General features: G+C 40.9%; 13 protein-coding genes. 9 read left to right on the forward strand and 4 right to left on the reverse strand.

Annotation, left to right across the window (positions count from 1 at the left end):
- Positions 1 to 21 precede the first annotated feature (21 nt).
- The 6 genes from NY014_RS10345 to NY014_RS10370 all read left to right on the forward strand — a co-directional run bounded on the left by NY014_RS10345 (position 22) and on the right by NY014_RS10370 (position 3,950).
- Positions 22 to 735 carry a tetratricopeptide repeat protein gene (locus NY014_RS10345; protein WP_259414511.1) on the forward strand — a complete coding sequence of 238 codons (714 nt, stop codon included), beginning with the start codon at positions 22 to 24 and terminating at the stop codon, positions 733 to 735.
- Positions 736 to 818: 83 nt separating this feature from the next.
- On the forward strand, positions 819 to 1,295 hold the full coding sequence (gene ribH / locus NY014_RS10350) for a 6,7-dimethyl-8-ribityllumazine synthase (RefSeq protein ID WP_259414512.1): 477 nt from the start codon (positions 819 to 821) through the stop codon (positions 1,293 to 1,295).
- 29 nt (positions 1,296 to 1,324) lie between these two features.
- On the forward strand, positions 1,325 to 2,647 hold the full coding sequence (locus tag NY014_RS10355) for an aspartate kinase (RefSeq protein ID WP_259414513.1): 1,323 nt from the start codon (positions 1,325 to 1,327) through the stop codon (positions 2,645 to 2,647).
- Positions 2,648 to 2,716: 69 nt separating this feature from the next.
- Complete coding sequence (locus NY014_RS10360) at positions 2,717 to 3,052, forward strand: DUF6787 family protein (RefSeq protein ID WP_259414514.1); 336 nt, start codon at positions 2,717 to 2,719, stop codon at positions 3,050 to 3,052.
- A 64-nt stretch (positions 3,053 to 3,116) separates the two neighbouring features.
- Positions 3,117 to 3,527 carry an OsmC family protein gene (locus tag NY014_RS10365; protein ID WP_259414515.1) on the forward strand — a complete coding sequence of 137 codons (411 nt, stop codon included), beginning with the start codon at positions 3,117 to 3,119 and terminating at the stop codon, positions 3,525 to 3,527.
- A 117-nt stretch (positions 3,528 to 3,644) separates the two neighbouring features.
- Positions 3,645 to 3,950, forward strand: coding sequence for a hypothetical protein (locus tag NY014_RS10370; RefSeq protein WP_259414516.1), 306 nt, complete (start codon positions 3,645 to 3,647; stop codon positions 3,948 to 3,950).
- A gap of 3 nt (positions 3,951 to 3,953) precedes the next feature.
- Here NY014_RS10370 and NY014_RS10375 read toward each other — a convergent pair whose 3' ends face one another.
- Positions 3,954 to 4,679, reverse strand: a complete 726-nt coding sequence (locus NY014_RS10375) for an SIMPL domain-containing protein (RefSeq protein WP_259414517.1) — start codon at positions 4,677 to 4,679, stop codon at positions 3,954 to 3,956.
- Positions 4,680 to 4,870: 191 nt separating this feature from the next.
- Positions 4,871 to 6,352, reverse strand: coding sequence for a M14 family zinc carboxypeptidase (locus tag NY014_RS10380; RefSeq protein ID WP_259414518.1), 1,482 nt, complete (start codon positions 6,350 to 6,352; stop codon positions 4,871 to 4,873).
- A gap of 90 nt (positions 6,353 to 6,442) precedes the next feature.
- Here NY014_RS10380 and NY014_RS10385 point away from each other — a divergent pair, with 90 nt between their 5' ends.
- Positions 6,443 to 7,453: a dipeptide epimerase gene (locus NY014_RS10385; protein ID WP_259414519.1), complete on the forward strand. Its 1,011-nt coding sequence runs from the start codon at positions 6,443 to 6,445 to the stop codon at positions 7,451 to 7,453.
- A gap of 27 nt (positions 7,454 to 7,480) precedes the next feature.
- Here the strand turns inward: NY014_RS10385 and NY014_RS10390 are convergent, their stop codons facing one another.
- Positions 7,481 to 8,176 (reverse strand): response regulator transcription factor, encoded by a 696-nt coding sequence (locus tag NY014_RS10390; RefSeq protein WP_135072362.1) that lies wholly within the window; start codon positions 8,174 to 8,176, stop codon positions 7,481 to 7,483.
- Entirely contained in the window at positions 8,173 to 9,891 is a 1,719-nt protein-coding gene (locus NY014_RS10395; RefSeq protein ID WP_259414520.1) for a sensor histidine kinase, read from the reverse strand. The genes NY014_RS10390 and NY014_RS10395 overlap by 4 nt, the downstream gene beginning before the upstream one ends.
- Positions 9,892 to 10,065: 174 nt before the next feature.
- On the opposite strand from NY014_RS10395, the gene lysA reads away from it, so the two are divergent.
- Both lysA and NY014_RS10405 read left to right on the forward strand, forming a co-directional pair.
- Complete coding sequence (gene lysA, locus NY014_RS10400) at positions 10,066 to 11,298, forward strand: diaminopimelate decarboxylase (protein WP_259414521.1); 1,233 nt, start codon at positions 10,066 to 10,068, stop codon at positions 11,296 to 11,298.
- Between the two features lie 185 nt (positions 11,299 to 11,483).
- Positions 11,484 to 12,515 carry a PorP/SprF family type IX secretion system membrane protein gene (locus NY014_RS10405; RefSeq protein ID WP_259414522.1) on the forward strand — a complete coding sequence of 344 codons (1,032 nt, stop codon included), beginning with the start codon at positions 11,484 to 11,486 and terminating at the stop codon, positions 12,513 to 12,515.
- The last annotated feature ends 103 nt before the right edge of the window (positions 12,516 to 12,618 follow it).

Below are 12,618 nucleotides of genomic sequence, written 5' to 3' on the forward strand. Positions count from 1 at the left end.
GCGACTCGAAAATTGAGTAACATGGCAACGAAACATTCCAAAAAAGCAGCGCACGATCCTTCAAATGAATTGCTAGAGAACCCTGAGGTTTTAGCAGAGAGACTTGGAAGAGGTGAAGCTTTTTTGAAGAAAAATAGCAAAGTATTAGGCGGAGTTTTGATTGCTGCGATCATTTTGATCGGAGGCATCCTTTTCTTCCAAATCAACAATCAAAACCAAAACGACAAGGCACAATCTGAAATGTTCCAAGCCGTTTATTTCTACGAGCAGGACAGCATTGACTTTGCCTTGAATGGTGACGGAATCAATCCTGGATTCTTACAAATCGTAGAGGAATATCCAAATACGGATGCGGCTAACCTAGCCAACTTCTACTTGGGATCCATTTACCTTTCTGAGCAAAACTACGCGGAAGCTATCAACTACTTAGAAAAGTTTTCTTCTGACGATTACTTGGTTCAAGGCAAAGCTTACGCTCTATTGGGCGATGCTTACCTAGAAAGCGGTGACTTGGATAAAGCTATTTCTAACTATGAGAAAGCGGCCAACTATAACGAAAACAAGTATTTCACTCCTAAGTATTTGTACAAACTAGCCATTGCTTTCGAAGAAGCAGGCCGTATCCAAGACGCAATTGAAGCGTATGGTGAAATCGAGGACAATTACTATGAGTCTTACGAGTATTCTTTCGCACGAAAACATAAAGCACGCTTAGAAGGCCTTGCCGCTAAGTAAATGCTTGACTATAAGCAATTATTAGAAGAGTAAGGCCCCTCAGGTCTTACTCTTTTTTGTTTAAACCCAAACGAAATCAAACTATGGCTACCTCTAACAAAAGCCTGAGCGAATACAGCTCCAAAAACATCTCCGATATAAGCACCAAAAAATTTGCGATCGTAGTTTCCGAGTGGAATGAGGATGTAACCGAAGCTCTTTATTCCGGAGCCTATCAGACCTTACTTCAGCTTGGTGCAAAAAAGGAAAACATCATCCGAAAAAATGTCCCCGGTTCTTTCGAGCTTTCACTTGGGGCACAGTGGTGTGCTCAGGACGAAAGCATCGATGCGGTTATTTGCTTGGGCTGTGTGATTCAAGGCGAAACCCGTCACTTCGACTTCATCTGTGACGCTGTTGCTAATGGAATCACCAATGTGGGTTTGAAGTATAACAAACCAGTCATTTTTGGGGTTTTAACACCCAATAATCAGCAACAAGCCATGGACCGAGCTGGAGGAAAATATGGAAACAAAGGTGACGAAGCTGCTATCACAGCCGTCAAAATGCTCGGATTCTAAGCACTCAAACCAAAACCTATAGATCATTTATGAAAGTCATGAAATTCGGGGGAACCTCTGTAGGTAAGCCCGAGCGAATGCATCAGGTCAAAGACCTAGTCACTGCTTCAGACGAACCAACTATCGTGGTGCTTTCTGCGCTTTCTGGCACGACCAATGCGCTTGTAAGTATTGGAGAAGCCCTTGCTGCAGCTGATCGTATCTTGGCAAAAGAGCGAATAGACGCCCTACATGCACATTATTTGGATTTTTATCCACAGCTACTTGAAACTGAAAAAGCTAGAAAGAAAGCAGAAGCTATCATTAAAGAGCATTTTGAGTTTTTGAATATCATCCTCAAGATTTCTTTCAATGAGGCGATCAATCGGGATATTTTGGCTCAGGGAGAATTACTCTCTACCAAATTATTCTACACGCTTTTAGAAGAATTGGAAATTCCTGCAGTATTCTTAGTGGCCCTGGACTTCATGAGTATTGATGAAAACTCAGAGCCTGAGCTCGGAAAAATTTCTGAAAAACTCAAAGCCATTTTGGCGCAGCACCCGGGAGAAAAACTTTTCATCACTCAGGGTTATATCTGCAAAAATCACCGAAATGAAGTGGATAACCTCAAGCGAGGGGGTTCTGATTATACTGCTTCTCTTATAGCAGCAGCCATCAATGCTTCAGTCTGTGAAATCTGGACAGATATCGATGGTATGCATAACAATGACCCGCGAATCGTAGATAAAACTCGTCCAATTGCGGAACTATCTTTCGATGAAGCAGCCGAGTTAGCTTACTTCGGTGCTAAAATCCTCCACCCTGCTTCAATTTGGCCTGCTCAACAATACAACGTCCCCGTGCGTCTTCTAAATACCATGGATCCACAAGCTCATGGAACATTGATCAAAGCCGATGTAGAGACAAAGGGAGTGAAGGCGATTGCTGCAAAAGATGGAATTACCGCCATTAAAATCAAATCAAGCCGAATGCTTTTGGCTTATGGTTTCTTGAGAAGGGTTTTTGAGATTTTTGAAAAATACAAAACCCCAATCGACATGATCACCACCTCTGAGGTCGCGGTATCTGTGACAATCGATGACACCAGTCATTTGAAAGCAATCATTCAAGAGCTGGAAACCTTAGGTTCGGTCGAAGTAGATCAAAACCAAACCATTATTTGTATTGTCGGAAATATGGTTTCAGAAACCCGGGGAGCAATAAAATCTGTCATGGATAGTTTGGTTGATTTCCCTATTCGAATGGTTTCTTATGGTGGAAGTAGACATAATGTTTCACTTCTATTGGATACAAAGTACAAAAAAGAAGCCCTACAAAGTTTGAATGAAGGGGTATTTCAGTGGGATTAAATTTAAACTGAGGGCCGAGTAAACAAACTCGGCTCTTTTTATTAGACTCTTTCCTGTTATTTTTGCCGCATGTCCAATCACCCTGATAAACCTGGCTTTTTAAAGCGACTCCAAGCCAAATGGAAATTGGACAGCTTGTTTCAGGTAGTCATGGTATTGATTGTATTTGCCTGCACAGGTTTTACCATCCTCTTTATCAAAAATCCCATCTTGGATTTTTTTGGAGTGGAAAAAGGAGGATTCATTAATACAGTCGTTTATTTACTCCTTGTTCTTCCTCTCTATCAGATTTTTCTGCTGATCTATGGCTTTTTGTTTGGTCAGTTTAGATTTTTCTGGGAAAAGGAAAAGCAGATTATTCGTAGAATAGTCAAGCCATTCAAAGGAAAAAAATCGAAATCATAGAACTAAAGCATCTACAATTTCATTTCTTAAATAAATTAATTTTTAACCCTAAATCCATAAAACCATGATCAGAAAAGCAACTGCCGTATGGAATGGTAGCGGAAAAGATGGCAAAGGCCATTTGACTACCGCAAGTACAGTCCTCAATCAAACACAATACTCCTTTTCATCTCGATTTGAAGATGGAATCGGAACTAATCCTGAAGAATTAATCGCTGCAGCTCATGCCGGCTGCTTTGCCATGAAATTAAGCTTCAACTTGAGTGGCGAAAATTTCCCTCCACAAGAGCTCGATGTGACTAGCCACATCACATTTGAAGATGGGACTTTGAAAAAATCCCACTTGGTATTAAAAGCTAAAGTAGACGGAATCAGCGAGAAAAAATTTGCAGAGCTTGTCAAAGATGCTGAGAAAAACTGCCCGATTTCCAAGGCTTTAAATATGGAAATCTCCGTTGAGTATACGCTGAATTAATCCTTAGAAACTTTAACATCAGAAAAAGATCCTTCGGGATCTTTTTTTGTTAGAACTTTACAGCAGCTAAATCCGTTAGGTTTTTGCTACGATTACTAAACCAACTCACAGATTACCATGAATACAATTTCTGCAAGGCGATTGACCTATGATTCTAATCGTATGATATTTGCCAAAAATGCGCTTTTAGCCGTTTTGGTCCTTCTTGTATTTTTTAGCGTCAATGGCTCTCTTTCTATCCAAAACCTAAGAGAGCTGTCCATTTATTTCACCTTCACTCCCATAGCTGCTGGGATTTCTGGAATAATTTTCAAAAATACAGTTGGCCTCCGTCAATCAACCGGCTTCAAAAAAGTAATGGGTTGGGCAATCGGTTTGCTTGCTTACGGATTGTTTATTCCACTAGCTTTGGCTTTGGGATAAAAATTAATCGACCTCAAAAACCAGCTTCATGGTAATCGAAGCTGTTTTATTTTTTGAACTGGTATTAAATGCACCTCCCCAAGAGTAATCTTCTCCGGAATTTTGCCCGGTAATCTGAAACACACCCATATTGGCTGAAATCAAGTTTCCAAGTTTTGCCCCGGAATTTTCGGCTATTCGCTCAGCACGAATCCTAGCATCTTCGGTCGCCTTTGCAATCATTTCCAATTTCAAGGATTCAAGCTCAGTATAATAGTAGCGTGGCTGTTGAGAATAAAAAGCAATTCCCTGATTCAATAGCTCGGTAATTTCCCGGCTGATTTTCTCGACTTTTTCTACCTCCTGTGACTCAATTACAAGAGACTGATCGAGTTGGTAGCCAGTAAAAGTCTGTCCCATATAGCGCCCATCGCTTGAATAATTCTGCTCGTAGGTAGGATTAGTAGTGACTGCATTGAAGACCAATTGTTCCTGAGGAATGCCTTTAGAAACCAAATATTGGGTCACTGCCGCCCTATCCTTTTCCAAATTGGCATAGGCAGATTGAATATTTGCGCTGCTTCTGCTGAAGTTACCTTCCCAAACGATCAAATCTGAGGTGAAATTTTTCTCACCTAAACCAGTCACATTCACTGTTCCCTGAGGGCGATTTCGATTAATCACTGCATAGCCAAAAATGATAGATGACAGCACAATGGCTATTGCGAAAAGTATTGCATTTGATCTCATGGTCGAAAGAGTTAACTAATTAAAGTTATGGATTTTTTGGAAAGAAAAAGTGGCTGTCTCCTAATTGAGCTTTGTCACGCTGAGCGAAGTCGAAACGATGCTAATCAAGCACAAATAGACTTCAACTTTGCTCAGCTTGACAAAAAAATGGCTCTTGAGACAGCCTCTTTCAAATTCTAAAACATGAAAAATCAATAAACGCGCTGCTTAATCAACTGATCTTTTGGATTCTCCAGGTCAATCAAATAGCCATTAACCACAGCATAGCGAATCGTATTTCCATCGGAAAGGAAAAAGGTAGGGTTTGTTCCGGTTTTCCATCCAAAAGAAAATTTATCAGTGCTTTGAAGCACCACAATTGGAAGTTGATGCAAATCCCCAGCCTGACCATTTCTAACTTTTGCAGCGATATAACCTGCTTTCAATAATTCCATCGCTTTATCAACAGTGATTTCATCCACGGATTCAAAAGCCTGTTCATACACTTTCCCTTCTGTAAACTTCAAGCCTGTTGCGTCCAATTCTTCCAAACCAAAATAAACCTGCATGTCACCCAAATCTTCCACATTTCCATTGACAGAATATGTTGGCCCAGCATTGGATTCCCTCCTTCTAATAGCGATGTCCACTGGATAAAACGATCCTTCCACAGGAACTTGTACTTCCTGTAAAATCAAATCCATCAATTGGAAACCATTATCTGGTATCTCAAAATATTGATCCACAGTGTAGGCTTCATAGCCCTTTTTGGCAATCTGATGAAGGGCATTTAGGATTATCATGAAATTGAGCTTGCGGATATATTGCTTCTCGGGATCTCCATTATAACCTCCTGACTCGATCAAAATGGTACTGGTTCCCCATTTTTGAATATTATCACCAAAAGCCCTTGGCTCAAATCCATCGTCATATTTCCCAACCTGTCCGGGAATCAATTGCTGAAGCACTTCATTCATTCCCACGATGGTCTTCATTGCACGGCCACGAACTTCATTGATATCCCGCTCATAATTGTATCCAGGTGCCAAAACAGAGATTGTAGCCTGCTTAGGGGTATTTTCAACATTGTAATAAATCTGCTGATCATGGAGATTGAATCCGAATTCAGGTTCAAAAGAATCACGAGCTCCCTTCAAAATAACAGCCTCTGGTGAAATCTGAGAAATAGCATCCCGGTTAAGATCAATATCCAATGCATTTCTCCGTTTGAATGCTTCTGCCCCATCCGGATTGATCATGGGAATAAATTTGATTTTTAGATTCACCTTTAAGGTTTGTCGAATTGGATCAAATTCATCTCCTGAAGCTTTCAAAAAGTTGAATAAATCAAACAAGGCAATGGTAGCCGTACTTTCATTCCCGTGCATTTGAGACCAAAGCATCACCTTGGTTTCTCCTTGTCCCCAATCCAAAGAAGAAATGCTTCTTCCCTCCACAGAGTTTCCCAACACTTCAATTTCAAAGGCATCCCCATGCTTTTGAATGAGAGGCTGCAAATCTTCATGCTTAAAACGACGATGAGAAATTGCCTCTTCCAAAAACTGTTCATGAGCGCTTTGAAGCGTTTCTAATGGAATAGACTCTGGCGATGTTTTGCTTGCTTGTTCGCATCCATAAGCGAAAAACAAAAACAGGTAGAAAAGACTAGAAATTGATCTTTTATTTAACTTCATCTTTTGAAAATCAATAGTGTGGTTTCGGGTAAAACTAAGCAAATCACCAGAAAAAAACAGCCAAACGCCCAATATCCCAGCGACTATTCTATGAAGCTATCTTATCAGGTCTATGACCTTCCTTTGAAACACAGATTTACCATTGCGCACCAAAGCCGAGAAGTACAAGACACCCTGATTGTGAAATTGGAAGAAGACGGAATTGAAGGTCTAGGCGAAGCAACGAGTAATCCCTATTACTGGGTAACTGTCGAGGGAATGCAAAAAAGTCTAGATCAATTCAGGTCTGTATTTGAAAAGAGTGATTGGAATCACCCCTCCGAACTTTGGGAACTTGGAAAATCTCATTTTAAGGAGGATGCTTTTGCCCAATGTGCCTTGGATATGGCAGCTTGGGACCTTTTTGCCAAAAAGAAAGGCAAAAAACTCTACGAAGTTTTGGGCTTGAATCCAGAACGAATTCCTATCAGTAATTATACCATTGGAATTGATACAGTAGAAAAAATGGTCGCCAAAATGAAGGAAGTGGATTGGCCGATTTATAAAATCAAGTTGGGAACAGAAAATGACTTGGACATTGTCCGGGCTCTTAGAAAAGAAACTGATGCCATTTTCCGAATTGATGCCAATTGTGCATGGACTGCAGAGCAAGCAATTAGAAACTCAGAAGAACTGTCCAAGCTTGAAGTGGAATTTATGGAACAACCTCTTCCTAGAGAAGATTGGGAAGGAATGAAAGAAGTATACCAACATTCCAAACTTCCTGTCATGGCAGATGAAAGTTGTATGGTAGAATCAGATGTGAAACGATGCCATGGACTATTCCATGCCATCAACGTGAAATTGGTGAAGGCAGGCGGGATTACTCCTGGGCTTCGAATGATTCAGGAAGCAAAATCCCTGGGAATGAAAACCATGGTTGGTTGTATGACAGAATCCTCTGTTGGGATTTCGGCTATTGCTCATTTAGCACCTTTATTGGATTATGTGGATATGGATGGAGCACTTTTGCTGGCAAAAGATCCTGCAGAGGGCGTAATCGTAACTTCCTCCGGAGTAGAATTTCCAAACCGTTCTGGGATAGGCGCAATTTTGAAATAAAAAAGCTGGACAAAAGTCCGGCGAAAATTAATCTTCTGTTACAATCAGCTTAAAGCCTTCTCCGTGTACTGTGATGATTTGAACCTTCGGGTCATCCTTGAGGATTTTTCGAATTTTACTCAGGTACACATCCATACTTCGTGCATTGAAATAGCTGTCATCTCCCCAAATTTGCTTCAGTGCATGACTTCGATTTACCAATCGGTTCATCTCTGAAGCCAAAAGACGAAGCAATTCATTTTCCTTAGAAGTCAACTTGTGAGGTCCTTTTGGTCCTTCCAATAATTGCTTATCGTAATGGAGCTCAAAGCCACCAAACTTATAAACTTTCAACGGCGCAGTCTCCTGTCCTTTTTGCGTTCTTCTTAGAATCGCATTAACCCGAAGAAGAAGTTCTTCCATGCTAAATGGCTTAGTCAAATAATCATCGGCTCCGATTTTAAGACCTTCGATGACATCTTCCTTTTGGTTTTTGGCCGTCAAAAAGAGAATAGGTAGATCTTCCTGAACCTTCTTGATCTCCTTTGCCAGGGTAAAACCATCCTTCTTTGGCATCATGATATCCAAAAGACACAGGTCGTATTTGTCTTTTTTAAACTTGCTCCAGCCTTCTTCCCCGTCACGGCATAGGGTTGGCTCATAGCCTTTCATTTCTAAATATTCCTTTAAGATATCTCCCAAATTAGGGTCATCTTCTACGACTAATAATCTTGCTTTGCTCATTTTCTTTTTGGTAAGTTAATGGTAAAGGTACTTCCTTTCCCAAGTTCACTTTTGACGGAAATACCGCCTTTATGGGCTTCCAACATGGTTTTGACATAGGAAAGACCAAGGCCGAATCCTTTTACATCATGAAGGTTTCCCGTAGGAACCCGGTAGAATTTATCGAAAATTTTCCGCTGAGCATCCTTGCTAAGGCCGATCCCCTGATCCTGTATACTAATCAAAATCTGGTCCTCTTCCTCCCATGCTCGAACGGTAATCATTGGTTTCTCCGGTGAGTACTTATTGGCATTATCCAATAGGTTATTGAAAATATGGCTTATGTGAAAACGGTCTGCTTGAATGACCGTATGCTGAAGTTCATTTTCAAAAACCAATTCACCTTCTCTTTTTTCAATTTGCAAACTGAAATGATCTACTGCATCAGCCAATAACTCTGAAAGATCAACTTCCTCCAGTTTGAGTTTGAAATCCTGTTTATCCAATGCGGCAGCCTGTAATACATTTTCAACCTGCGCGACCAAACGTTTATTTTCATCTTTAATGATACCCAGATATCGGTCTCTGAATTTATCCTGGGTGGAAAGTTCAGGATCCTGCAATGCCTCTACCGCCAAACTCACCGTCGCAAGAGGTGTCTTGAACTCATGTGTCATGTTGTTGATAAAATCATTCTTGGTGTCGGAAAGAGCCTTTTGCTTAAAAATCACCCGAATGGCATAAATAAAACACCAGATAATTACTCCTATAAAAAGGATGGAAGAGCTGATTGGCAACCAAACTTGGCGGATCACATGCTGTGTCTTTTCGGGGAAAAAGATGTACAGATAATTTTCCTTTCCCAAAATATCCCGTGGGAAGAGCTTGGCTTGCGTTCCATATTGAACCAATCGAAAAGGCTGGTCCACCTTCCCAATAGGCATCAAAAGGCCATCATCTTGAAGAATTCCTAATTCAAAATCCTCCATAATCCCTCGCTCAAGCAGGTTACTTTTCACCAGTTTCCGCACATTGGTCGTATCGAGCCTTTCCAAAATTTCCTTCTGCCCTTCAGCCATTTCTTCCCATGCCTTGTTCATAAGATCAATCTTCAAATTGGCACGACGAATCTTATCAATAGCTTCAGCAGATATGGCTGGCTCGTAATCCATTACTGGATTAGGAAGTACTCCAGAACCTCTTGAAAAGGAAAAGACCTCTACTCTACTTAAATACTCCAATTGCCGTTCTTTTTCCTCCAACAGAATAGCCATCTCATCGGGAGTAAAAATAGAAGATGCCACCTCTGGAGTCATGTAAGCAAAAAATTGCTCCAATTCCTCCAATAAACTCAGATCAATCCCTCGAACTTCAAGCATCCGCTTAAACCGTGTACTCACCTGAGGAACCGCGGCCATTTCTAAGGTATCTACGATGGAAGTACTCGGACGAATGCGGGGTCTTGGTCTGATTTCGTCAATATTGATAGGCTCGATTTTTTCAAAAAGTGATTCCTGTAGGACTGGATCACGCATGAGCTGCCCCAATAAAAAATCACTGGTTTCCCCTTTTTCGATTTGATCTACAGCACCCGCCAATGCCTGATACACTTCCTGATCAAATCGCTCCTGATTAATCCTAATAGCATTGCTCACCCAATAATATTGGAAGCCCATAAGCCCCAAACTGGCCACGGACATCAATACAATAATCAGGGTGATTTTATTTTTGGACATAGTACAAATTTACGCCCTTTGAATAGGGAGGATTAATCCTTAACAATATTTAACCGGCAGACAATCAAGGACAAGTCTTTTTCGAAACCAATTTGGAAAATCAATCAGGGAAAAGCCTTGATTCATTCGTTGCTTGGATGGATGATCCCTATCTTTGGGGGCAAATTTCAGACCATGAATTTAAACCAACATCCTTCCGAGATTCAGGGAGTAAGCCTAGAGTCTATTGCTCGAGAATTCGGGCTGCCACTTTATGTTTATGATGGAGAAAAAATCGTCAGTCAAATCCGTTCCATTCAAAGGGCATTTTCCGATGTTCCTTTAAAGATAAAGTATGCTACCAAGGCACTTTCCAATATTTCTGTTTTAAAGCTCATCCGAAATGCTGGAGCAGGAATTGATGCTGTCTCCATTGAGGAAGTGAAACTTGGGATAATAGCGGGATTTGATCCAGCAGAGATTATGTACACTCCTAGCGGAGTCTCATTTTCTGAGGTTCAGGAAGCAGTAGAGCTGGGGGTCATGGTCAATTTGGACAGCATCCCATTGATGAAGCAATTTGGGGAGCAATACGGAAACCAAGTTCCAGCCTGCATTCGAATTAATCCACACATTTTGGCGGGAGGAAATGCGAAAATTTCTGTCGGCCATAAGCATAGCAAATTTGGAATTTCTATTGAACAGCTTCCGGAAATCATTGCTACAGTTGCTGCCTATGATCTGAATATCGCAGGACTTCATGTGCATACAGGTTCCGATATTTTAGATGCTGAGATTTTCCTTAGGGGAGCGAATGTGCTATTTGAAGCTGCAAAAAATTTCCCTGACCTGCGATTTATTGATTGCGGAGGAGGATTTAAGGTAGCCTATAAAGCTGGAGATCCGGCTACGGATATTCAGGAGGTAGGAGAAAAGGTCTCCAAAGCCTTTCAGGATTTTTGTAAGGAGTATGGGCGCTCCTTAGAACTTTGGTTGGAGCCTGGTAAATTTTTGGTTAGTGAATCGGGATACTTTTTGGTTGAGGCGAATGTGGTCAAAGAAACCCCAACGATCACCTTTGTCGGCGTGGACTCAGGATTGAACCATTTAATCCGTCCAATGCTCTATGATGCCTATCATGATGTTTACAACCTGAGCAATCCTAAAGGCGAGGACCAAAACTATCATGTGGTGGGTTACATCTGTGAAACAGATACGCTTGCCGCTGATCGAAGTTTACCGGAGGTAAGACAAGGAGATATTCTCGTGATCAAGAATGCTGGGGCCTACGGTTTTAGCATGGCTTCCAATTACAATTCCAGGCTAAGACCTGCTGAGGTTTTAGTATGGAAAGGAAAAGCACATTTAATCCGAAAGCGTGAAAGCTTTGATGATTTGGTAAGAAATCAAATACAGTTAGAGTTTTAGGCAAAAAGCCCAAAAACGTTGATTTGGTATAGTTATTGAATAAAAGAACCTCAACATTTATAAATAGGCAAGAAACAAATCTGATTGATCGCCCCAATCATAAGCCCTAGTAGTTTCTAGTCTTTGTTGAATTTAATTTGGCTTGATTATCAGGCAACTATACCTTTGTCAAAGAGGGGAGAGTTATGTTGAAGAAAATTTTTGGAGCGGTTGTATTGATAGGGCTTAGCTTTTTTAGCAAAGCTCAGGATGTACAATATTCTCAATTTTATGCTGCCCCACTTTACCTCAACCCTGCACTTACAGGAGCTTCCGAACTTACTCGCATTGGGGTAAATTACCGAAACCAATGGCCGGGATTGGATCATAGCTTCAATTCTTACTCTTTTTATATAGACCATTACGTCTTTGATTACAATTCTGGAATTGGGTTGATATTCAACGGAAATCGCGAAAGCATGGCCAATCTCGCCACCAATGAAGTTGGCCTTTCCTATGCCTATAAACTGCAACTTGGAGAGGATACCTTCTTTCGATTTGGAGGTCAGGCAAGTTATATGCAGCGGGACGCTTTTTTCTCGGACTTAGTATTTGGGACCCAAATTGATATCATCAATGGAAATATCGGAGTGATTACCGATGAATTAGATGGGATTCCCATTGATAGCCGATATAGTTTCTTTGATTTCGCTGTTGGGGGAATGTTTTATACCAAAAACTTTTGGCTTGGAGCATCAGCTCATCATTTGGGAGAGCCGAATGTGAGTTTTGTAGAGGGGCAAATTTCAGAGCTACCTATGAAAATTTCAGCTCAGGGGGGAGTCAAATTTGACCTGACTGGAGGTAGAAGGGATTATTTCACCCACGCCTACCAGGAACGGGCTATTTCATTTGCCTTCAATTACAAACAACAAGATCCCTTCAATCAGCTAGATATTGGAACACAGCTCTACTTGGATCCTTTAGTTTTGGGACTTTGGTATAGAGGCTTACCCACCAAGAATTCTCTTCCAAACAATGAAGCAGTGATAGCCTTAGTAGGTGTATCACTCCCTACGGGATTGGACATTGGTTATTCCTTTGATTATACTGTATCTAAACTGGGAATGCGTAACTCTGGTGGGGCTCATGAGATCTCTGTTACCTACAGATTCCTATGGGGAGACCCTAAAAGCAGAAATCAAAGAGCCAGAACAATTCCTTGTTTCCGCTATTAATTTGGCAAAATCGACTCCTCACAGAAAAAAATTTTAAAATTTTTTCAAATTTTTATTCAGGCCTGATTTTCAGGCCTTTTTCATTTCATACCTAGAAAAAAGT

The sequence above is a fragment of the Algoriphagus limi genome, from assembly GCF_024919275.1.
Taxonomy (GTDB): Bacteria; Bacteroidota; Bacteroidia; order Cytophagales; family Cyclobacteriaceae; genus Algoriphagus; species Algoriphagus limi.